This window comes from Geodermatophilus dictyosporus (assembly GCF_900115505.1).
GTDB lineage: Bacteria > Actinomycetota > Actinomycetes > Mycobacteriales > Geodermatophilaceae > Geodermatophilus > Geodermatophilus dictyosporus.
In genome coordinates, this window is sequence record NZ_FOWQ01000003.1 from 352,813 (window position 1) to 373,472 (window position 20,660).

Below are 20,660 nucleotides of genomic sequence, written 5' to 3' on the forward strand. Positions count from 1 at the left end.
CCCGGCGCACGGGCCGTGGGGCGCCGACGACGGCCGCCTCCGGTGGCCTCGGCCGGCTGCTCGGGTCGCTGACCGGCCGCCGCTGAGCGCCGACCCCGCTGCTCCGGCAGCGGGGTCGCTAGGGCAGTGAGGCGGCGGCGACCAGCAGCACGACGGTCGCCGCCGCCTCACCCATGGCCCCCATCACGTCCCCGGTGACCCCGCCGAGGCGGGCCGCTGCGCGGGCGCGGACCCCCTCGGCCACGAGCAGCCCCGCAGCCGCCGCCCCGACGAGGACCACTGCCGCCAGCGCCCCTCCGGCCGCCCACGCCGCGGCCCCGGCCAGCGCCGCGCTGACCACCAACCACCCGGCCAGCCACGGTCGCGACACCGTGCCCGCCACCGCCCGCCCGAGGGACGACCCCTCGGCCGTGCCGACCCCGGGCAGCCCGGTGCGCGCCATCGCCAGGCGGGCGACCACCACCGCGGTCCAGAGCGCCAGCCAGCCGCCGTCCCGCCCGAGCAGGGCCGCCGCGGCCGCCGCCTGCAGCAGCAGGACCAGCACCAGCGCCACCACGCCGAACGGGCCGACGTCGCCCCGGTGCATGACCTGCAGCGACCGCTCCCGGTCGCGCAGCGGGCCCAGGCCGTCGGCGGTGTCGGCCAGGCCGTCGAGGTGCAGGCCGCGGGTCAGCGCGGCGAGCACGGCCAGCGCGGCCACCGCCCCGGTCAGCGGGGACACCAGCCGCGCGCCCAGCACGCCCACGCCGGCCGCCACCGCGCCGAGCGCCAGCCCCACCAGCGGCGCCCAGGGCAGCACCCCGCGGGTGGACGACGCCACCGCTGCCGGCACCCGCACCGCCGTCAGCAGGGCCACCGACTCCAGCGGGCCGGCCCACCTCGGCCGGGCGCTCACCGCAGCCGCTGCGGCAGGCCCGCGACGACAAACCACACCTCGTCGGCGGTGCCGGCCAGCCGCTGGTTGACCTCGCCGAGCGCGTCGCGGAACAGCCGCCCGGCGCGGGACTCCGGGACGACGCCCAGGCCGACCTCGTCGCTGACCGCCACCACGTGTGCCGGCGTCATCGCCCAGGCGTTGACCAGCGCGTCCACCCGGCCGGCCAGCCGGTCGAGGGCGCCGGGCTCCTCGCTCCACACGCCGGTCTCGTCCATCAGCGCCGCCACCCACGTGGTGACGCTGTCCACCAGCACCGTGCCGCCGCGCAGCAGCTCGCTCGGCGCCGTGGTCTCCAGCGTCGTCCAGCCGGCCGGGCGCCGGGCCCGGTGCGCGGCCACCCGGCCGGCCCACTCGGGGTCGTCGGTGACGGGTGCGGAGGTGGCCAGGTAGACGACGTCCGCGCGGTCGGCGACCAGCGACTCGGCGTGCGCCGACTTCCCCGACCGCGAGCCGCCCAGCACCAGCACCCGGCTCACGGCGCGGGCTCCGCCGGGAGCTCCAGGCGGGTCACCGTGCCGTTGTGCGGGGTGGCGGCCGGCAGGTCGGCGGGGCCGAGCCCGCCGGCGACCGCCTGCGCCGCCCGGATGGTGTCGCCGTGGGTGACGAGCGCGACCACGTCGGCCGGCGGGTCGGCCGACAGCCGGGCGAGGAGGTCCGCGACTCGCGCGTGCAGCTGGGCCAGGCTCTCGCCACCCTCGGCCGCCCAGTGCGGGTCGGTCCAGTCGACGACGTCCCACAGCTCCCGGGAGGGCCGGCCCTCCAGCACGCCGTAGCCCTGCTCGCGCAGCGCGGGCGTCGTGGTGAACGGCAGGCCGACGGCGCGGGCGCAGTGCTCGGCGGTCTGCACCGCCCGCAGCAGGTCGCTGGACAGCACCGCCCCGGGCCGGAGGGCGGCCAGCTCGACGGCCGCGGCGGCGGCCTGCCGGTGCCCCAGTCCGGTGAGCGGCACGTGCGCGGTCTGGCCTTGCATGAGCCCGGCGACGTTCCACTCGCTCTGGCCGTGCCGGACGAGGAGGAGGGTGAGCGGGCGCGCCATGGTGGTCGCCGAGCCTAGGCCAGGCGGCGGCGGGGCCCGGCCGGGGTGCTCGTACCGTCGGGGCGTGACCATCCCCGTCCGGCCCGGCGCCGCCCGTCCCGCCGGCCGGCCCGCGGGTCCCGACCCGCTGGCCCCGCTGCTGGACCTCCCCGGCGTCCGCGAGGCCGCGGACGCGGCGCGCGCGGGCATCGACCGGCTGCTGGCGCACCGGCTGATGCGCAACCGGTCGGCCGAGGTCAGCACCGAGTCGGCGCTGCGGGGTGCCCGCGCCTCGGCGGCTCTCGAGGGGGTCGACGTCCCGCTGGCCGACCTCCGCGCGGGCTCGGTCGACGACCCGGTGGTGCAGGGCTCGCTGCGGGTGTCGGTGGGACTCGGGTCGATGGTCGACACCTGGGCCAGGGCCCCGGGGCAGGTGCTGGCCCGGCTGCACGTGCTGGCCGCCGCCGACCTCGTCGACCGCGACGCCCTCGGCCGGCCCGCGCCGCACGCCGGCGCCCGGCTGGGCGGGCTGTTCCCGGTGGTCACCGGTACCTCGACGGTGCCCGCCGTGCTGGTCGCCGGCCTCGTGCACGGCGAGCTGGCCGCCCTGGCGCCCTTCGGCACCGCCGACGGCGTCGTCGCCCGCGCCGCCGGCCGGCTGACCGTCACCGGCCGGGGGCTGGACCCCAAGGCCGTGTCGGTGCCCGAGGTGGGCTTCGCCGAGCTGGGCGCCGAGGAGTACCGCGCCCGGCTGACCGGTTACGCGTCCGGCGGTCCCGAGGGCGTGGCCGCCTGGCTGGTGCACTGCTGCCGCGCCACCGAGCTCGGCGCCCGGGAGGGCCTGGCCATCGCCGAGGCGATCCTGCGCGGCTGACCCCGTTCTGCGCCGGGTCGGGGCGCGGGGGACAGTGGGCCGGTGCGGTACCTCGACGTCGACGGGCTCGGAGCGGTCAGCCGGATCGGGTTGGGCACCTGGCAGTTCGGCTCCCGCGAGTGGGGCTACGGCGAGGGCTACGCCACCGGCGCGGCGGAGCAGATCGTCCGCCGGGCGCGCGACCTCGGCGTCACCCTCTTCGACACCGCGGAGGTCTACGGCCTCGGCCGCAGCGAGCGGATCCTCGGCGAGGCGCTGGGGGAGGAGCGCGCCGACGTCGTCGTCGCCTCGAAGCTGTTCCCCGTGGCGCCCTTCCCGCCGGTCGTCCGGCGCCGGCTCGAGGGCAGCGCGCGGCGACTGGGCCTGCGGCGGGTGCCGCTCTACCAGGTGCACCAGCCCAACCCGGTCGTCCCGGACAGCGTGACGATGCCCGGGCTGCGCACGCTCCTCGACGAGGACCGGATCGGCGCCGTCGGCGTCTCCAACTACCCGCTCGAGCGCTGGCGGGCCGCCGACGCCGCGCTCGGCCGGCCGGTCGTCAGCAACCAGGTGCAGTTCTCGCTGGCCCGGCCGGGCCCGCTGGCCGACCTCGTGCCCTTCGCCGAGCGCGAGGGCCGGGTGGTCATCGCCTACAGCCCGCTCGCGCAGGGGCTGCTCGGCGGCCGGTACGACGTCGGGCACCGGCCCGGCGGCGTCCGGGCGGCCAACCCGCTGTTCGGCACGCAGAACCTGCGCCGCGTGCAGCCGCTGCTCGACGTCCTCCGCGAGGTCGCCGGCGCCCACGGCGTCCGGCCCGGGACCGTCGCCCTGGCCTGGCTGGTGTCGCTGCCGCAGGTGGTGGTCATCCCGGGGGCGTCGAGCGTCGAGCAGGTCGAGGCCAACGCGGCCGCCGCGGAGGTCGACCTGCGCCCCGACGAGCAGGAGGCGCTCACCGCGGCGGCACGGGACTTCGCGCCGGTCTCCGCCGCCCGCACGCTGGTCGACGGTGTCCGGGAGCGGCTCCCGTTCTGAGCGACGGCGCTCCCTCAGGCCCCGCGCCGGCGCCGGCGCCCGGCGGCCGGCACGGGCAGCGCGACGGACGGCGCCGAGGGGACGACGCGCAGCGCCCGCCGCCGCGCGTACCAGGCCAGCCCTGCCACCGCGGCCCCCACGCCCACGGCCGCGCCCCGCACCACCGGTGCCGGCGGCACGGGGAAGCGCGACCGCATGGCCACGGGCCGGGTGAACTCCAGGACCGGCCAGCCGCGCTCGGCCGCCGCCCTGCGCAGCGCCCGGTCGGGGTTGACCGCCGTCGGGTGCCCGACCGCGGTGAGCATCGGCAGGTCGGTCACCGAGTCGCTGTAGGCGAAGCAGTCGGCCAGGTCGTAGCCGCTCTCGGCGGCCACCTGCCGCATCGCCGCGGCCTTGTTCTCCCCGTAGGCGTAGAAGTCGATCTCGCCGGTGTACCGGCCGTCGGCAGTGACCATCCGGGTGGCCACGACCCGGTCGGCACCGAGCATCTCGCCGATCGGCTCCACCATCTCCGCACCGCTGCTGGAGACGATGACGATCTCCCGCCCGGCCGCCCGGTGCTCCTCGATGAGGTCGGCGGCCTCGGCGTAGACCAGCGGGTCGACGATCTCGTGCAGCGTCTCCCGGACTATGTCGTGCACCGTGGCGACGTCCCAGCCGGTGGCCATCCTGGTGATCTGCGCCCGCATCCGCTCCATCTGCTGCGCGTCGGCGCCGGCGAGGGAGAAGGTGAACTGCGCGTAGGCGCCCTTGAGGACGGCGCGGCGGTTGATCAGCCCGCCCGCGAAGAACGGGCGGCCGAAGGCCAGGGTGCTGGACTTGGCGATGACCGTCTTGTCCAGGTCGAAGAACGCCGCAGCGCGGGTCACGGTTCACGACTGTAAGCGGGCTCCTGAGGTGTGACGGGGATCGCGGCGCCGTCCACACCCGTCCGGGTCATCCACAGGTCGCGCCGACCCTCCCGCGCGGTGCCCGTGCTGCGCTGGGCTCGGGCGCGTGCCCCCTCGCCCCTCCCCGACCGTCCCCCCGCCGACGCCGGCCCGCCCCCTGGTGGTCAGTGCCGACGAGGAGCTGCTCGACGACGTCCTCCGTGTGCTGGCCGCGGCCGGCACCGAACCGCAGGTGGCCACCGGCGGGCCGGCGCTGCGCCGCGCGCACCGGGACGCCGCCCTCGTGCTGCTCGGCGCCGACGCGCTGGCCGGGGCGGCGGTGCGGTCGCTGCCCCGCCGCTCCGGCGTGGTCGTCGTCGCCGCCGCCCCGCTGCCCCCCGCGGCGTGGGCGGCCGCGGTCGAGCTGGGTGCCGAGCGGGTCGCGGTCCTGCCCGCCGACGAGGCGTGGCTGGTCGCGCGCGCGGCCGGCGCGGTCCGCTCGCCGGTCGAGCGCGGGCGGCTGGTCGTCGTCGGCGGCAGCTGCGGGGGCGCGGGCGCCAGCACGCTGGCCGCCGCGCTCGCCGTGACCGCCGCGCACGACGCCGGGGGAGCCCTGCTGGTCGACGCCGACGTGTGGGGCGGTGGCCTCGACCTGCTGCTGGGCGCGGAGGACGCCGAGGGGCTGCGCTGGCCCGCGCTGACCGGCATCCGCGGGCGGGTGGCCGGCGACGCGCTGCTCGCCGCGCTGCCCGAGGTCGGCGGGGTGCACGTGCTGGCCGCCTCGCGCGAGGTCCCCGAGCGGCTGCCTCCCGAGGCGTTGACCGCGGTCGTCGACGCCGCACGGTCGGCCGGCCGGCCGGTGGTGGTCGACCTGCCCCGGCCCGGGCCCGGCGGGACGGCGCTGGCCGAGGCGGCGCTGGCCGAGGCCGACCTGGCCGTGCTGGTGGTCCCCGCGCGGCTGCGGGCCGCCTCGGCCGCCCGGCTGCTCCTCTGCGGGCCGCCCGGCGGGCCGGTGCCGTGGTCGGCCGCCCGCCTGGTGGTGCGCCCGGTGCGCGGCGGGCTCTCGGCGCAGGACGTGGCCGCGGTGACCGGGCGCCCGGTGGCCGGCGAACTGGTCCACGACCGCGGTCTCCTCGCCCGCGGCGAACGCGGGGAACCGCCGTCGGTCACGCCCCGCAGCCCGCTCGGCGTGCTCACCCGCCGGCTGCTCGGGGACCGGGACGGCCGGGAGCGGGCGGCGTGAGCGCGCTGCCCCTGGTCGAGCGGGTCCGCGCCCGGCTGGCGCTCGAGCCCGGCCCACCGAGCCGGGCCGCCGTCGCCGCGCTGGTCCGCGAGGAGGCCGGCCTGCTCGGGGACGCCGACGTCCTCGACGCGGTGCGCGACGCGGTACACGAGCTGGCCGGCGCCGGGCCGCTCGAGCCGCTGCTGCGGGAGCCCGGCGTCACCGACGTGCTGGTCAACGGCCCGGACGAGGTCTGGGTCGACCGCGGCGCCGGTCTCGAGCGCGCCGCGCTGCGCTTCCCCGACGAGGACGCCGTCCGCCGGCTGGCCGTGCGCCTGGCGGCCGGCGCCGGGCGCCGCCTCGACGACGCCGCTCCCTGGGTCGACGCCGGCCTGCCCGACGGCACCCGCCTGCACGCCGTGCTCCCGCCGGTCTCCGGCGCGGGCACCTGCCTGTCGCTGCGGGTGCTGCGCCGCTGCTCCCTCGACCTGGCCGACCTCACCGACCGCGGCACGCTGCCCCGTGGGTCGGCCGAGCTGCTGCGGGCGGTCCTGGGGGCGCGGCTGGCCTTCCTCGTCACCGGCGGCACGGGCTCGGGCAAGACGACGCTGCTCTCCGCGTTGCTCGGCGAGGTCCCCGGGGCCGAGCGGATCGTGCTCTGCGAGGACGCCGCCGAGCTCACCCCGGCCCACCCGCACGTCGTCCGGCTGCTCACCCGCCCGCCCAACGTCGAGGGCGCCGGGCAGGTCTCGCTGCGCGACCTGGTGCGCCAGGCGCTGCGGATGCGTCCCGACCGGCTGGTGGTCGGCGAGGTCCGCGGCGCGGAGGTCACCGACCTGCTCGCCGCGCTCAACACCGGCCACGACGGCGGCTGCGGGACCCTGCACGCCAACCGGCCGGGTGAGGTGCCCGCGCGGCTGGAGGCGCTCGGGGTGGCCGCGGGGCTGGACCGGCGGGCGGTGCACAGCCAGGCCGCGGCGGCGCTGGCCGTCGTGGTCCACCTGCGCCGGACCCCGGCCGGTCGCCGGGTGGAGGAGGTCGGCGTGGTGCGCCGCGACGGCGACCTGGTGGCCGTGGAGCCCGGGTGGCGCGCCGACGGCGGTGCCTGCCCGGGGCAGCGGCGGCTGGCCGCCCTGCTCGACGGTGGGCCGGCGGCGTGACCGCCGCACTGCTGCTGGTCGCGACCGCGGCGCTGCTGTGGCCCGGCGGGACGGCGCTGCGACGGCGGCGCCTCCGGCGGCTCACCCGCGGGCGCCGGTCGGCGTCGCGGGCCGCGGTGCCGCCCCCGGCCTGGCCCGCCCTGGCGGGGGCCGCCGCCGCGGCCGGGGGAGCGCTGCTGAGCACCCCGCTGGTGGCCGCGCTCGCGGGAGCGGCCGCCGCCGCCGCGGTCCGGGCGGTCCTGCGGCAGCGGGAGGGCCGCCGGGACGAGGAACGGCTCGACGCCCTCGCCGACGCGCTGGCCGCCCTCGCCGCCGAGCTGCGCAGCGGCCGGCCGCTGGAGGCCGCCACCACGTCGGCGGTCGCCGTCTGCGCCGACGACGCCAGCGGCGCGGCGCTCGCCCGGGCGCTGCGGGTGCCGGGCACCGCCGCGGCGGGACCCGGCACCGACCTGGACCGGGCGCTGGCCCGGGTCGCCGCGGCGGTGCGGCTCAGCGCGCACACCGGCTGCTCGCTGGCCGCCGTCGTCGGCGCCGTCGAGGACGACCTGCGCGCCCGGCGGCGACAGCGGCTGGAGCTGCGCTCGGCGACCGCGGGCCCGCGGGCGAGTGCCGCGCTGCTGGCCGGGCTGCCGCTGCTGGGGCTGGCCATGGGCAGCGGCATCGGCGCCGACCCCTGGGCGGTGCTGACCACCACCCCCGCCGGGCAGGTGCTCCTCGTCCTCGGCGTGGCCCTGGAGGCGGCCGGGCTCACCTGGTCGGCGCGGCTGGTGCGCCGCGCACTGCGGTGAGCGGTCCCACGGCACCGGCCGTGCTGCTGCTCGCCGGCGCCCTGCTCGCCTGGCCGTCGTCGACCGCGCGGCTGGCGGCCCGGGCGCGCGCGGTGAGCGGGTCGCCGGCCCGACCGCGCGACCCCGGACCGCCCGGGCCGCCGCCGGCCGGCGTGCGCCGCGTCCTCCTGCCGGCCGCAGCGGGGTCGGCGGCCGCGCTCCTCCTCGGCGGTGCCGCCGGCGCCGTGGCGGGCGTGGTCGTCGCCGTGCTCGCCGACCGGCTGCTGCGGCGGGTCCCGCGCCAGGAGGACGGGGAGGCGGGGCTGGTGGGGGAGCTGCCGGTCGCCTGCGACCTGCTGGCCGTCTGCCTCGGGGCCGGGCTCCCGGTCACCGGGGCCCTCGCCGCGGTGGCACCGGCCCTGCCCGGGCCGCTGGGGGACGCGCTGGCCGCCGTCGCGGGCCGGCTGCGGTTGGGGGCCGCGCCGCGGGTCGCGTGGGGCGCCGCCCCCGGCCGGCTCGCCGGCCTGGGCCGGGTCCTGGTGCGGGCGGGGGAGTCCGGTGCCGCGGCGGTGCCGGCGCTGCGCGTGCTCGCCGCCGAGGCGCGCGCCGCGGCCCGCAGCCGCACCGAGGCCGGCGTGCGCCGGGCCGGCGTGTGGGTGCTCGCCCCGCTGGGCCTGTGCTTCCTGCCCGCCTTCGTCTGCCTCGGTATCGCGCCGCTGGTCATCGGCATCGCCGGGCAGGTGTTCGGGTGACCACCGTCCCGCTCCTCGGGGGTGCGCCGGGGAGGGCCACCGGGTAGCCGGACGGCATGGACCTGCTCGCGATCCCCCGTGCCCTCACCTCGACCACGCTCGCCCTCGGCACGGCGCTGCGCGGATCGCGCGTCTTCCACCCCCGCGGACGGGCCGCCGTCGCGAGCGTGGTGGCCGACGGGGACGGATCCTGGGGCGCCCGCGTCCTCGACGAGGCGGGCAGGCACGACGTCGTGGTCCGGATCTCGCGCGGGGCCGGGCTTCCCCGTCCGCTGCCCGACGTCATCGGGCTCGCCGTCCGCTTCCCCGGCCTGGGACGGGACGGCGGGCCGCTGGACGTGCTGGTCAACACCGCGGGCGGGCCGCCCGGCCTGCGGCACGTCTTCCTCCCGCACCCGCTGGGCCGGACGTTCTCCTCCGTGCTGCCCTACCGCACGGCGACGGGGCGCCTGGTCCTGCTCGGCGCGCGCAGCGACGGCACGGGCACGGGCTGGGAGCTGCTCGCGGCACCGCTCACCGGCGGCTGGACGCGCTGGGGACGGCTGACCCTCGGTGCGGAGCTGCCCGGCAGCGAGGCCGAGCAGCTGCGCTTCCGGCCGACCCTCGGCGCGGACGACCTCCAGCCGGTGGCCCTCTTCCGCGACGTGCGCGACCGGTCCTACCGGGAGAGCCAGGCGCTGCGCCCCTGAGCCGGCCGCGGCTCCTGCGCGGCGCGCCGTCCACAGGGACGGGCTGCACCCACAGGTCCGCGGCGGCGCTGGAACGGGCCCGGGGGTGCCCGCCAGGGTCGGGTCGTGCCCCGCACCGGCGGGGCGGACCCGAGGAGGACCCGTGACCGTCGAGCAGCCCAGCACTCCCGACCCGGACGGGGACGTCGTCGCCCCGACCGTGGTCGCGCCCACCCCCCGGCAGGGGCCCGCCGCCCGCTGGAGACGCGTCCGCGCCGAGCCGGAGGCCGGGATGAGCACCGCCGAGTACGCCGTCGGCACCGTCGCGGCGTGCGCGTTCGCCGCGGTGCTCTACCAGGTGGTGACCGGGGGCTCGATCGTCAGCGCGCTCGGCGACCTGGTCGAGTCCGCACTGGCCGTCCTGTCCTGACCGTGCGCCGCACGCGCACGCGCACCCGCACCCGCACCCGCACCGGCGGACGGCGGGAGGCCGGGATGGTCACCGCCGAGACCGCCGTCGTGCTGCCCGTGCTCCTGCTGGTGCTGGCCGCCGTCGTGGCCGCGGTGGTGGTCGTCGGCGCCCAGCTGCGCTGCGTCGACGCCGCCCGGGAGGGGGCCCGCGCCGCCGCCCGCGGGGAGGACCCGGCCGTCGTCCGCGCGGTGACCGCCCGGGCGGCTCCCGACGGGGCGGTGACCACGGTGGCGGTCAGCGGCGGCGAGGTCCGGGTGACGGTGCGTGCCGAGGTGGTCCCGGTGGGGCCGGTGCGCTTCGGCGTCGAGGTCGGCGCGACCGCGGTCGCCCGGCTCGAGCCCGGGGTCACCGCGTGAGCGCCGACCGGGAGCGGGGCTCGGCGACCGTGTGGACCGCCGCGCTCGCCGGCGTCCTCGCCGCGATCGGGCTGGCCGCGGTGCTGGTCGGCGCGGCCGTCGTCGCCCGCCACCGGGCGGGGTCGGCCGCCGACCTGGCCGCCCTGGCCGCCGCGAGCCGCGCGGTGGCCGGCGACCCCGCCGCGTGCGACACGGCCGGTCAGGTCGCCCGGGCCAACGGCGCGGTGCTCACCGCCTGCACCGTCGGGGACGGCGCCGTCGTCGAGGTCGGCGTCGCGGTGACCGTCCCGCTCGGGCCGCTGGGCACCCGCACGGCCCGGGCCCTCGCCCGCGCCGGCCCGGTGACGCCGTGACCGCGACCTATGCCGGAGGCGCCGGGGCGGGTGAGAGGTGCTCGTGGACGGCCAGCCACCGCCCGGGCGCCTCCCGCTGGAAGACGATGGTCTCCCGCTCCCGCGTCTCCTCCTGCCCGGCCCGGGTGGAGACCGTCGTCTGCACGTCGTGGGTCAGGACGGCGGTGTCCCCGAGCACCTGCACACGGGTGCCGGAGGTCCGGCAGCCGAGCACGTGGAAGTCGTCGTCCCGCACCCAGGCGGCCCACTCGCGCCGGTACTCCTCCCGGGAGGACAGGAGCCGGTCGGTGCTGTGGAAGAGGAACGTCGCGTCCTCGCGGAAGCAGGCGAGGTAGGTGTCCACGTCGTCGGCGCCGAAGGCCGCGACGAGGTCGCCGGCCGCCTGCAGCACCTCGGCCGCGACGTCGGGATCCGTGCTCACCGGTCCACCTCCACGGCCTCCGCGGGCGGCGCGAGCGGGGTGCGGCGGCCGGCGCGGTGGACGGAGGCGCGCGGGTCGTCGGTCACCGGGGAAGCCACCCCTTCCCGCGCCGGGACCAGCCGCGGGCCGGCCGGGCCGAAGACGTAGCGGGGCTCGGGGAAGGCGAAGAGCAGCGCCAGGTAGACGACCGCGGCCAGCCCCAGCGACATGGGCAGGCTGACGTCCACGCCGCCGGCGGCGTTGCGGAACGGGCCCTCGATCAGCGGCGGGTAGTTGGCGAACAGCAGGCCCGTGACGGCCGCGGGGATCCAGGCCGCCATCCCGCGCCAGTTGACGCCCTCGGTGAACCAGTAGCGCCCACCGATGCGGCCCTGGTTGAAGACCTGCACGTCGACCGGGGAGTAGTGGCCGCGGCGCACCCAGTAGCCGATCATCATGATCACCATCCACGGCGTCGTGCAGATGACGATGGCGCCGATGAAGGCGTTCACGCTGGCCAGCAGGTCGAACACCAGCCGGCCCACCAGGATGAAGACGAACGCCAGGGTGCCGATGACCAGCGACGCCTGGACACGGTTGAGCCGGGGGAAGACCGAGGAGAAGTCCAGCCCCGTCCCGTAGAGCGAGGTCACGCCGGTCGACATGCCCCCGAGGAAGGCCACGACCATGAGCAGGACGGCGTACCACAGGGGTGAGACCTGGATGAGCGCGAAGACGTAGTCGGCCTCGCCCGCCACCAGGGTCGCCGTCCCGACGCCGAACAGGAAGGGCACCAGGGTGGCGAGCTGGCCGACGAAGGTGGCCCCGAGCAGCCGCGACGGGCGGGTGTCGGCTGGGATGTAGCGCGACCAGTCGCCGAGGAAGGCGCCGAAGCTGACCGGGTTGCCCATGACGATGAGCGCGGAGAGCACGAAGGTCGGCCAGAAGCCGCCCAGCGCGTAGGCGTCGGGGCCCGGGTCGTAGCCGAAGTCGAACAGCGTGGCGTAGGCGACCAGGCCGAGCAGCATCAGCGCCGTGTTGGCCAGCACCACGACCTTGTTGACCAGCAGCATCAGCTGGTAGCCGAAGACCACCACGACGATGACCAGGGCGCCGAGGACGGCGTAGATGACCCCGCGGAGCAGGTCGGAGTCACCCGTCCCGAACAGCCGGGTCGAGGCGCCGACCAGGGCGTCCCCGCTGACCCAGACCGAGATCGAGTAGAACGAGATGGCGGTCAGCAGGGACAGGAACGAGCCCAGGACCCGGCCGCGGACGCCGAAGTGCGCGCCCGAGGACACGGCGTTGTTCGTGCCGGTGCGCGGGCCGAAGAGCCCCATCGGCATGAGGATCAGCGCCCCGACCACCACGCCCACGACCGTCGCCGCCACCGCCTCGAGCAGGTCGAGGCCCAGCAGCACCGGGAAGGTGCCGAGGATGACGGTGGCGAAGGTGTTGGCGCCACCGAACTGGATGCGGAACAGGTCGAAGGGCCTCGACGTCCGCTCGGCATCGGGGATCGTGTCGATCCCGTGCTGCTCGACCTCGGTGGCCCGCGGTCGCCGCTGTCCGGTCGCCGGCCCGGCGACCTCCGCTCCACTCATGTGTGCTCCCCGTTGAGGCGGTGGTCCGACCACCGCGGTGCGCAGACAGTAGAGGCGGGTTGCCCAGGAGGCAACGGTGGTTCACCAAGAGTTGACACGACGTGCTGGGATGCGGGGACACGACGAGGGGGACGCGTCCACCGTCCCCCCGGCGATGCCGTACCCCTGGCGGAACGCGTCGCCGGCCGCCTGCGAGGTCCGGTGGGGCCTCCCCCCGACGCTCGTGGACCGCCGTCCCCGAGGAGGCCCGGTGACCCGCTCCGTCCCGCCCGTCCGCGACGTCGTGGACCTCTCCCACCCGCTCGACGACGACACCCCGGTCTACCCCGGGGACCCGGTCGCCCGGTTCAGCCCGGCCACCACCGTGGCGGCCGACGGCTACAACGTCCTGCACGTGCGGATGGGCTCCCAGACCGGGACGCACGTCGACGCGCCCTACCACTTCCTGGAGGACGGTCCGCGCATCGACGAGATCCCGCTCGAGTACTTCCTCGGGCCGGCCGTCGTCGCCGACGTCCGCGGGAAGCCACCGCGCGGCCGGATCGAGTGGTCCGACCTGGCGCCCTGGGCCGACCGGCTGGGACCCGGGCGGATCCTGCTGCTGCGCACCGGGTGGGACGAGCACTGGGGCACCGACGCCTACTTCGACCACCCCTACCTGACCGGCGACGCCGCCGCCCGGGTGGTCGCCGCCGGCGTGCGCACCGTGGGGCTCGACGCGCTGAGCCTCGACGAGACCGTCGTCGACGGCGAGCCCGCGGACGGCTTCGCCGCCCACCTCACGGTGCTCGGCGCCGGAGGTGTCATCGTCGAGAACCTGCGCGACCTGGGCCGGGTGCCCGCCGTCGACCCGGTGGTCAGCGTGCTGCCGCTGCGGCTGGCCGGCGCCGACGGCGCCCCGGTCCGGGCCGTGGCCTTCCGCCTGCCGGGCTGAGCGCCCTCAGAAGACGAGGTCGTCCTCGACGTGCCCGGCGCCCGGGTCGGCCGCCTCGGGCGTCGGGTCCGGTGCCACGGGTGCCCGGCGGGTGCCGGGCCGGCGCAGGAGGCCGCGGACCGGTCCGGTCGGCGTGACCGGGGTGGCGGCCACGCCGTCGCCGTCCTGGTCGTCGCCGTCCTGGTCGTCGCCGTCCTGGTCGTCGTCGTCCGCGTCGCCGCTGTCCTCGTCGTCCTCGGCCGTCGCGTCCTCCGCGGCGGCCAGCTCGTCGAGGACCACGTCCAGGACGCGGACGGCGCCGGCCTTGTCCAGCGGGTCGTTGCCGTTGCCGCACTTGGGCGACTGGACGCAGGAGGGGCAGCCGGCCTCGCACTCGCAGCTGGCCACGGTGGCGCGGGTGGCCGTCAGCCAGCGGCGCAGCGCCGCGAACCCCCGCTCGGCGAAGCCCGCGCCGCCGGGGTGGCCGTCGTAGACGAACACCGTCGCGGTGCCGGTGTCGGGGTGCAGGGCCGTGGACAGGCCGCCGAGGTCCCAGCGGTCGCAGGTCGCCAGCAGCGGCAGGATGCCGATCGCCGCGTGCTCGGCGGCGTGCAGCGAGCCGGGCAGCGCGAGGTCGTCGACGTCGGCGCGGGCGACCGCGTCGGCGCCCAGGGTGAGCCAGACGGCGCGGGTGCGCAGCTGCCGCGGCGGGAGGTCCAGCGGGAACTCGGCCAGGACCTCACCGGTGCCCGCCCGCCGCCGCTGGTAGGCCACGACCTGGTTGGTCACGTCGACGACGCCGGTGTGCGCGGCGACCGTGCCCAGCCTGCGGGTCCGGTCGGTCGCCACGATGCCCAGGTCGGTGACGTCGCGGGCGACGGTGGTCCACTCCGGCGCCTCGGCGTGCACCACGGCGCAGGCGTCGTCGAGGTCGAGCTCGTCGACGACGTAGGTCTGGCCGCGGTGCACGTAGAGCGCTCCGGTGTGCACGGTCGCGTGCGCGGCGCCGCCGTCGACGGTGCCCAGCAGGCGGCCGGTCCCGCCCTCGATGATCGCCACCGGCTCGCCGCCGCTGCCGCGGATGTCGACGTCGGGACGGCCGCGGCCGGCCCAGTACCAGCCGGCGGGCCGCCGCCGCAGCTCACCGGCGGCGACCAGCTGCTCGAGCTGCGCCTCGGCCACCGGGCCGCCGAAGTCGGGCAGGTCGTCGGGCGTGAGCGGCAGCTCCGCGGCCGCGCAGCACAGCTGCGGACCGAGGACGTAGGGGTTGGCCGGGTCGGTGACCGTGGCCTCGACCGGCCGGCCGAAGACCGCGCGCGGGTGGTGGGCCAGGTAGTGGTCCAGCGGGTCGTCCCGGGCCACGAAGACGACGAGCGACTCCCGCTGGGCGCGGCCGGCCCGGCCCGCCTGCTGCCACAGCGAGGCCAGCGTGCCCGGGTAGCCGGCCAGCACGACCGCGTCCAGCCCGGCGATGTCGATGCCCAGCTCCAGGGCGTTGGTCGTCGCCACGCCGAGCAGCTCCCCGGCCGACAGGGCGCGCTCGAGCTCGCGCCGCTCCTCGGGCAGGTAGCCGCCGCGGTAGGAGTCGACCCGGCGGACCAGGTCCTCGCGGCCCCGCTCGGCGAGCAGCCGCCGCGCCTGCTCGGCAACCGACTCGGCGCTGCGCCGGGAGCGGACGAAGGCCAGCGTGCGCGCGCCGCGCTCGACGAGGTCGGCCAGCAGCCCGGCCGCGTCGGCCGCCGCCGACCGGCGCAGCGGTGCGCCGTGCTCGCCGGTGCGCTCGGTCAGGGGCGGCTCCCAGAGGGCGAAGGTCGCCCCCGGCCGCGGTGAGCCGTCGTCGGTGACCGCGACGACCGGCGCCCCGACGAGGCGGGTCGCGGCCGCGGCCGGCTCCGCCACGGTCGCCGAGGCCAGCACGAACACCGGGTCGGCGCCGTAGCGGCGGCAGATGCGGCGCAGCCGGCGCAGCACGTGCCCGACGTGCGAGCCGAAGACGCCGCGGTAGGCGTGGCACTCGTCGACGACGACGTAGGCCAGCCGGCGCAGCGTCGAGGACCAGCGCTGGTGGGCCGGGAGCACGCCGCGGTGCAGCATGTCCGGGTTGGTGACGATCCACCGCGAGTGCCGGCGCACCCAGTCGCGCTCCTCGGCCGGGGTGTCGCCGTCGTAGGCGGCCGGGCGCACCGAGGGGTCGGCGAGCGCCGCGACCGAGGCGAGCTGGTCGCGGGCCAGCGCCTTGGTCGGCGCGAGGTAGAGCACGCAGGCGCGCGGGTCCTCCGCGAGCCGGGTCAGCGCGGGCAGCTGGTAGGCCAGCGACTTGCCCGATGCCGTCCCCGTGGCCACGACCACCGACGTGCCGTCGTGCGCCAGCTGGGCGGCCTCCACCTGGTGCCGCCACGGCTCGCGGACCCCCGCCTCCTCCAGCCGCAGGCGCAGCGCCGGGTCCACCCAGGCCGGCCAGGGCAGCGTGCGGCTCTCCCGCACGGCCAGGCGGTGCACGTGGGTGACCGGGTGCTCCTCGTCGGGGGTGCCGGCGAGGAGCTCGTCGAGGAGCTCGCCACCGGGCGGGGCGGCCGCCGGCGCGAGCCCCTCGGACCCGTGCGCGGCCGCCGTCGTGTGGACCGCCGGGGTGCCCGGTGCCGGCCCCCGGCGGGCGTCGCCCCCTGGTGCACCCTCCTGACCGGTTGGGGGAGCAGCCGGCCGGACCGGGTGGAGCGTGGTCACCCCACCACTCTCACACCCGGGGGCAACCGGCTGCGCGCCCCCGACCGCGCTGCGCGACAGGGCGTCGTCGCAAGGGGGGTTCCGCAGAGTGTGATTCCCGTTACATTGGCGCGGCGTCCGCGGGTGGAACCCCTGCCCTCGGGCGCGTTCTGCGCCGACCGGGGACGCGGGGCCGCCCGGTGGCACCCGACCGCTGGGAGGTCTTGATGCCGGACAGTCATCTCTCCGGCGGGGACGTCGTCCTCGTGACGGCGGCCCTCGTCATCTCGCTCGCTGCTCTGCTCTTCGCCGGGTCCCTGGTCAGAGCCGTGGTGGCCGCCGACCAGGGCACCACCAGGATGCGCGAGATCGCGCGCGCCGTGCAGGAGGGAGCGGGGGCCTACCTGCGCCGCCAGTTCCGCACCCTCGGGGTCTTCGCGGTCATCGTCTTCCTGCTGCTCCTGGTCCTCCCGGTCGCCGAGGGCGGCTGGGGCACGCGGATCGGCCGCGCGGTGTTCTTCCTCGTCGGCGCCCTGTTCTCCGCGGCGGTCGGCTTCATCGGGATGACCCTGGCCACCCGCGGCAACGTCCGCGTGGCCGCCGCGGCCCAGACCGGGGGGTACCGGCCGGCCTTCCGCATCGCGTACCGCACCGGCGGCGTCTGCGGCATGATCACCGTCGGCCTGGGCCTGTTCGGCGCCGCGCTGGCGCTGCTCCTGTTCGACGAGACCGCGCCCGTCGTCCTCGAGGGCTTCGGGTTCGGCGGTGCGCTGCTGGCCATGTTCATGCGCGTCGGCGGCGGCATCTTCACCAAGGCCGCCGACGTCGGCGCGGACCTGGTGGGCAAGGTCGAGGCCGGCATCCCCGAGGACGACCCGCGCAACGCCGCGACCATCGCCGACAACGTGGGCGACAACGTCGGCGACTGCGCCGGGATGGCGGCCGACCTGTTCGAGTCCTACGCCGTCACCCTGGTCGCCGCCCTCATCCTCGGGCAGGTCTTCTTCGGCGCGGTCGGCATGGTGTTCCCGCTCGTCGTCGCCGCCATCGGCGTCCTCGCCTCGGTCGTCGGCATCCTGGCCAGCAACCCGGGCAAGAACGACTCCAGCGGCCTGGCGCCCATCAACCGCGGCTTCTTCACCTCCGCGGTCGTCTCCCTCGTGCTCGTCGCCGCCGCGGCCTTCACCGTGCTGCCCAGCGTCGCCGACGTCCCCGACTCGGTGGTCGACCCGCAGGTCCTCGGCTTCGTCGCGGTCCTCATCGGCATCGTCCTGGCCGCGGCCATCCAGCTGCTCACCGGCTACTTCACCGAGACCAGCCGCAAGCCGGTCCGCGACGTCGGCCGCAGCTCGCTGACCGGCCCGGCCACCGTCGTCCTCTCGGGCATCTCGCTGGGCCTGGAGTCGGCCGTCTACGCCGCCCTGCTCATCGGCGGCGCCGTCTACGGCGCCTTCCTCATCGGCGGGGGCGCGGCGCTCTACGCCGTCGCCCTGGCCGGCTGTGGCCTGCTCACCACCGCGGGCGTCATCGTCTCGATGGACACGTTCGGCCCGGTCAGCGACAACGCCCAGGGCATCGCGGAGATGTCGGGGGACATCGACGAGGACGGCGCCCGCGTGCTCACCGACCTCGACGCGGTCGGCAACACCACCAAGGCGATCACCAAGGGCATCGCGATCGCGACCGCGGTGCTCGCCGCCACCGCGCTGTTCGGCTCCTACAACCAGCAGGTGCTCGTCGCGCTGGAGGGCGTCGACCTCGGCGAGGCGTTCAGCCTGGTCGAGCCGGACAACGTCGTCGGCGCGGTGATCGGCGCGGCCGTCGTCTTCCTCTTCTCCGGGCTGGCCATCAACGCCGTCTCCCGCGCGGCGGGGCGGGTGGTCTTCGAGGTCCGCGAGCAGTTCCGCACCCGCCCGGGGATCATGGACTTCTCCGAGCGGCCGGACTACTCCGCGGTCGTCGACATCTGCACCAAGGACTCGCTCCGGGAGCTGGCGACGCCGGGTCTGCTCGCCGTGCTCTCCCCCGTGGCGGTCGGCTTCGGCCTCGGCTTCGGGCCGCTCGCGGCCTACCTGGTCGGCGCGATCGCGGCCGGGACGCTGATGGCGGTCTTCCTCGCCAACTCCGGCGGGGCCTGGGACAACGCCAAGAAGATGGTCGAGGACGGTGCGTTCGGCGGGAAGGGCAGCGAGGCGCACGCGGCCACGGTCATCGGCGACACCGTCGGCGACCCGTTCAAGGACACGGCGGGCCCGGCGATCAACCCGCTGATCAAGGTGATGAACCTGGTGGCGCTGCTCATCGCCCCCGCGGTGGTCGGGCTCTCGGTCGGGGAGGACGCCAACACCACGGTGCGCCTGCTCATCGCCGGGGCCGCGACGCTGGTGGTCGTCGGCGCCGTGGTGGTCTCCAAGCGCCGCTCGGTCGTCGTCGGCGGGACCACCGACGAGACCGCGGGGTCGCTGACCACGAGCGTTCCCTGATCCCACGCCGCCTGATCTCACGCCGCGAGCCTCCGCCCGGTGTCCTGCCGGGCGGGGCCCGCGGTGGCGGCTGTGGACCGGCACCGGGGCTGTGGACGGCGACGGGGCCGGTGCCGTCCTCCGCTCCTAGCGTCCGCGGCGCCGGTCCAGATCGGGCCGGCGCCGACGCCGGGAGGGTCCCTTGTCCGTGGAGATCGCCGTCCAACTCGACGCGGTCCAGGCGCTCGGTGAGGAGCTGACCGCCCTCGCCGCCGAGCTGTCCGGGGACGCCGACCTCTGCCGGTCCACCGCCGTGTCGCTGGCGACGGCGACCCCCGGCGAGGTGGCCGAGCACGCCGGCGCCACCGGACAGGCGTGGGTGACCCTCGTCGACGCGGTGGCCGCCGGGGCCGCCGCGGCCGGGCAGACGCTGCTCGCGGCGGTGCACGCCTACCGCCTGCTCGACGCGGCCGTGTCCGACCGGCTGCTCGCCCAGCGGGCCGCGGGCGCCGCCGGGGCGACGGCGTGAGCGCGCCCGGCCTGACCGCCGTCGCCGGGTGGGACACCGCCCTGCTCGACGGCGCCGTCTCCACCCTCGAGGCGGTCGGCGAGCGGCTGCCCCCGTGGCGGGCGCGGGTGGAGGCCGTCGCCCGCGCCCTGGACGACGCGCAGTGCTGGTCCGGCCCGGCCGGGCAGCAGGCCGCCCGGGCCCTCGGCGAGGTCTCGGCGGTCGTCACGGCGGTCACCGGCGCGCTCGGCTCGTCCCTCGACCGGCTGTGGGACACCGCGCGGCAGGCCCGGACGGCGCAGGAGCTGGCCGCCCAGGCGCTGGCCGAGGCCGCGGCGCTGGGCGTGACGCTCGACGCGGCCGGCGGCGTCGTGACCCCCGCGCCCAGCGTGCCACCGGAGGGTGCGTCGCTCGAGGCGCTGGCCGGCCACCACGCCGGGATGGCCGAGCAGGCGGCCGCCGCCGTGCGGGTCGCGGGACTGGCGGCGGACGCGCTGCACGCGGCAGCCGTGGCGGCGGCGCACGCGGCGGGCACGGGGGAGCCGCTGGCCGCGGTCGGTGGTCCCGCGGCCGGGGTCCCGGCCGACTTCACCGGGCTGTCCGCGGCCGTCGCCCTCGGTGGCGTGTGGCAGCCGTCCTGCCTGCCGGTGGCCGGGACGTCCCCCGAGGCGGTGGCCGCGTGGTGGGCGGGCCTGTCCGAGCCGGCCCGGCAGTTCGCGGTGCGGGCCGAGCCCCACCTGGTGGGCGGCCTCGACGGACTGCCGGCCTGGGCCCGCGACCAGGCCAACCGGCTGGTCCTGGAGCGCACGCTGGAGGACCCCCGCAACACCGGCTACGCGGCTGCCCGGGCTGCCGCCGCGGAGATCGCCGTCGAGGAGGCGGCCGGCCGGCCCGTGCAGCTGTGGCTGTTCGACCCCTGGCTGGAGCGGGCGGCCGTCGCCTACGGCGACCTCGACACCGCGGACGACGTGGCCCTCCTCGTCCCGGGGATCACGAACGACGTCGGCACCGACCTCGACGACCTCGGCGCCAACGCCCAGGCGGTCTCTGCCGCAGCGCTCGACGCCGCACCGGCCGCGTCGGTCGCCACCGTCGCCTGGTTCGGCTACCGGCCACCTGCCGGGCTGGGCACCGTCCGCGCCGTGACCCGGGGCCGGGCCGCCGAGGGCGGCGCGGCGCTGGCCGGGGACCTCGCCGGCCTCGCCGCGGCCCGGGCGGCCGACGTGGTGCGCCCGTCGGACCCGCGGGTCGCCGTGCTGGCGCACAGCTACGGCACCGTGGTGGCCGACGAGGCCGGCGACCAGCCGGGGCAGCTCGCCGCCGACGCCCTCGTGCTCCTCGGCAGCCCGGGGATCGAGGAGTACGACGTGAGCGGGCTCGAGGTGCCGGAGGTGTACGACGCCTCGTCCCCGTTCGACCCCGTCTCCTACCTCGGCTGGTTCGGTTCCAGCACCTGGGAGGAGTCGTTCGGCTCCACCGCGCTGCCGACCGACTGGCACACGCTGCACACCGAGTACTACAGCCACTGGCACCCGACGCTCGCCGCGATGGGGGAGGTGGTGGCCGGCACCCGTCAGCCCGGCTGACCGCCCGCCCACCCGGGGGACGGCGCGG

The 20,660-nt window shown here is 77.8% G+C and carries 21 protein-coding genes; 14 read left to right on the top strand and 7 right to left on the bottom strand.

Annotated features, from left to right (window positions below; genetic code table 11):
• Positions 1 to 118 precede the first annotated feature (118 nt).
• From BMZ33_RS08940 to BMZ33_RS08950, 3 genes are read right to left on the bottom strand one after another with little or no spacing between them, the layout of a single operon-like run.
• Positions 119 to 895: an adenosylcobinamide-GDP ribazoletransferase gene (locus tag BMZ33_RS08940; RefSeq protein ID WP_091109207.1), complete on the bottom strand. Its 777-nt coding sequence runs from the start codon at positions 893 to 895 to the stop codon at positions 119 to 121.
• Positions 892 to 1,413, bottom strand: coding sequence for a bifunctional adenosylcobinamide kinase/adenosylcobinamide-phosphate guanylyltransferase (cobU, locus tag BMZ33_RS08945; RefSeq protein WP_091109208.1), 522 nt, complete (start codon positions 1,411 to 1,413; stop codon positions 892 to 894). Before cobU ends, BMZ33_RS08940 begins: the two co-directional genes overlap by 4 nt.
• Complete coding sequence (locus BMZ33_RS08950) at positions 1,410 to 1,973, bottom strand: histidine phosphatase family protein (RefSeq protein WP_091109209.1); 564 nt, start codon at positions 1,971 to 1,973, stop codon at positions 1,410 to 1,412. Before BMZ33_RS08950 ends, cobU begins: the two co-directional genes overlap by 4 nt.
• A gap of 64 nt (positions 1,974 to 2,037) precedes the next feature.
• Between BMZ33_RS08950 and BMZ33_RS08955 the strand changes: the two genes are divergently transcribed.
• The gene (locus BMZ33_RS08955; RefSeq protein ID WP_091109210.1) at positions 2,038 to 2,826 is read left to right on the top strand and encodes a Fic family protein; all 789 of its coding nucleotides are present in this window, start codon (positions 2,038 to 2,040) and stop codon (positions 2,824 to 2,826) included.
• A 42-nt stretch (positions 2,827 to 2,868) separates the two neighbouring features.
• Positions 2,869 to 3,837, top strand: a complete 969-nt coding sequence (locus BMZ33_RS08960) for an aldo/keto reductase (RefSeq protein WP_091109211.1) — start codon at positions 2,869 to 2,871, stop codon at positions 3,835 to 3,837.
• A 14-nt stretch (positions 3,838 to 3,851) separates the two neighbouring features.
• Here the strand turns inward: BMZ33_RS08960 and BMZ33_RS08965 are convergent, their stop codons facing one another.
• Complete coding sequence (locus BMZ33_RS08965; protein WP_091109212.1) at positions 3,852 to 4,706, bottom strand: HAD family hydrolase; 855 nt, start codon at positions 4,704 to 4,706, stop codon at positions 3,852 to 3,854.
• A gap of 127 nt (positions 4,707 to 4,833) precedes the next feature.
• On the opposite strand from BMZ33_RS08965, the gene ssd reads away from it, so the two are divergent.
• The 8 genes from ssd (at position 4,834) to BMZ33_RS09005 (ending at position 10,456) form a co-directional block, all read left to right on the top strand.
• Complete coding sequence (gene ssd, locus BMZ33_RS08970; protein ID WP_091109213.1) at positions 4,834 to 5,949, top strand: septum site-determining protein Ssd; 1,116 nt, start codon at positions 4,834 to 4,836, stop codon at positions 5,947 to 5,949.
• Positions 5,946 to 7,088, top strand: a complete 1,143-nt coding sequence (locus tag BMZ33_RS08975) for a TadA family conjugal transfer-associated ATPase (protein ID WP_091109214.1) — start codon at positions 5,946 to 5,948, stop codon at positions 7,086 to 7,088. The genes ssd and BMZ33_RS08975 overlap by 4 nt, the downstream gene beginning before the upstream one ends.
• Entirely contained in the window at positions 7,085 to 7,876 is a 792-nt protein-coding gene (locus BMZ33_RS08980; RefSeq protein ID WP_091109215.1) for a type II secretion system F family protein, read from the top strand. Before BMZ33_RS08975 ends, BMZ33_RS08980 begins: the two co-directional genes overlap by 4 nt.
• Positions 7,873 to 8,607 carry a type II secretion system F family protein gene (locus tag BMZ33_RS08985; protein ID WP_091109216.1) on the top strand — a complete coding sequence of 245 codons (735 nt, stop codon included), beginning with the start codon at positions 7,873 to 7,875 and terminating at the stop codon, positions 8,605 to 8,607. The genes BMZ33_RS08980 and BMZ33_RS08985 overlap by 4 nt, the downstream gene beginning before the upstream one ends.
• Positions 8,608 to 8,663: 56 nt before the next feature.
• Positions 8,664 to 9,296 carry a hypothetical protein gene (locus tag BMZ33_RS08990; RefSeq protein WP_091109217.1) on the top strand — a complete coding sequence of 211 codons (633 nt, stop codon included), beginning with the start codon at positions 8,664 to 8,666 and terminating at the stop codon, positions 9,294 to 9,296.
• A gap of 142 nt (positions 9,297 to 9,438) precedes the next feature.
• The gene (locus BMZ33_RS08995; RefSeq protein ID WP_169064083.1) at positions 9,439 to 9,705 is read left to right on the top strand and encodes a DUF4244 domain-containing protein; all 267 of its coding nucleotides are present in this window, start codon (positions 9,439 to 9,441) and stop codon (positions 9,703 to 9,705) included.
• A gap of 2 nt (positions 9,706 to 9,707) precedes the next feature.
• Complete coding sequence (locus BMZ33_RS09000; RefSeq protein ID WP_169064084.1) at positions 9,708 to 10,103, top strand: TadE family type IV pilus minor pilin; 396 nt, start codon at positions 9,708 to 9,710, stop codon at positions 10,101 to 10,103.
• Positions 10,100 to 10,456, top strand: a complete 357-nt coding sequence (locus BMZ33_RS09005; RefSeq protein ID WP_091109218.1) for an Rv3654c family TadE-like protein — start codon at positions 10,100 to 10,102, stop codon at positions 10,454 to 10,456. Before BMZ33_RS09000 ends, BMZ33_RS09005 begins: the two co-directional genes overlap by 4 nt.
• A 7-nt stretch (positions 10,457 to 10,463) precedes the next feature.
• Here BMZ33_RS09005 and BMZ33_RS09010 read toward each other — a convergent pair whose 3' ends face one another.
• Positions 10,464 to 10,877, bottom strand: a complete 414-nt coding sequence (locus tag BMZ33_RS09010; protein WP_091109219.1) for a YybH family protein — start codon at positions 10,875 to 10,877, stop codon at positions 10,464 to 10,466.
• On the bottom strand, positions 10,874 to 12,460 hold the full coding sequence (locus tag BMZ33_RS09015) for a purine-cytosine permease family protein (RefSeq protein WP_091109220.1): 1,587 nt from the start codon (positions 12,458 to 12,460) through the stop codon (positions 10,874 to 10,876). Before BMZ33_RS09015 ends, BMZ33_RS09010 begins: the two co-directional genes overlap by 4 nt.
• 250 nt (positions 12,461 to 12,710) lie before the next feature.
• On the opposite strand from BMZ33_RS09015, the gene BMZ33_RS09020 reads away from it, so the two are divergent.
• A complete protein-coding gene (locus BMZ33_RS09020) occupies positions 12,711 to 13,394 on the top strand; it encodes a cyclase family protein (protein ID WP_169064085.1) in 684 nt (227 codons plus the stop codon).
• A 6-nt stretch (positions 13,395 to 13,400) separates the two neighbouring features.
• Here BMZ33_RS09020 and BMZ33_RS09025 read toward each other — a convergent pair whose 3' ends face one another.
• Positions 13,401 to 16,097 carry a DEAD/DEAH box helicase gene (locus BMZ33_RS09025; RefSeq protein ID WP_169064086.1) on the bottom strand — a complete coding sequence of 899 codons (2,697 nt, stop codon included), beginning with the start codon at positions 16,095 to 16,097 and terminating at the stop codon, positions 13,401 to 13,403.
• A 206-nt stretch (positions 16,098 to 16,303) separates the two neighbouring features.
• Here BMZ33_RS09025 and BMZ33_RS09030 point away from each other — a divergent pair, with 206 nt between their 5' ends.
• The 3 genes from BMZ33_RS09030 to BMZ33_RS09040 all read left to right on the top strand — a co-directional run bounded on the left by BMZ33_RS09030 (position 16,304) and on the right by BMZ33_RS09040 (position 20,632).
• The gene (locus BMZ33_RS09030; protein WP_091109797.1) at positions 16,304 to 18,559 is read left to right on the top strand and encodes a sodium-translocating pyrophosphatase; all 2,256 of its coding nucleotides are present in this window, start codon (positions 16,304 to 16,306) and stop codon (positions 18,557 to 18,559) included.
• Between the two features lie 187 nt (positions 18,560 to 18,746).
• Positions 18,747 to 19,067, top strand: coding sequence for a hypothetical protein (locus BMZ33_RS09035; protein WP_091109221.1), 321 nt, complete (start codon positions 18,747 to 18,749; stop codon positions 19,065 to 19,067).
• Positions 19,064 to 20,632, top strand: coding sequence for an alpha/beta hydrolase (locus tag BMZ33_RS09040; RefSeq protein WP_091109222.1), 1,569 nt, complete (start codon positions 19,064 to 19,066; stop codon positions 20,630 to 20,632). Before BMZ33_RS09035 ends, BMZ33_RS09040 begins: the two co-directional genes overlap by 4 nt.
• The last annotated feature ends 28 nt before the right edge of the window (positions 20,633 to 20,660 follow it).

Coding starts and splice junctions, on each gene's coding strand:
- BMZ33_RS08950 (WP_091109209.1), bottom strand. CDS start 1,973: ATGGCGCGCCCGCTCACCCTCCTCCTCGTCCGGCACGGCCAGAGCGAG.
- BMZ33_RS08990 (WP_091109217.1), top strand. CDS start 8,664: ATGGACCTGCTCGCGATCCCCCGTGCCCTCACCTCGACCACGCTCGCC.
- BMZ33_RS09015 (WP_091109220.1), bottom strand. CDS start 12,460: ATGAGTGGAGCGGAGGTCGCCGGGCCGGCGACCGGACAGCGGCGACCG.
- BMZ33_RS09030 (WP_091109797.1), top strand. CDS start 16,304: ATGCCGGACAGTCATCTCTCCGGCGGGGACGTCGTCCTCGTGACGGCG.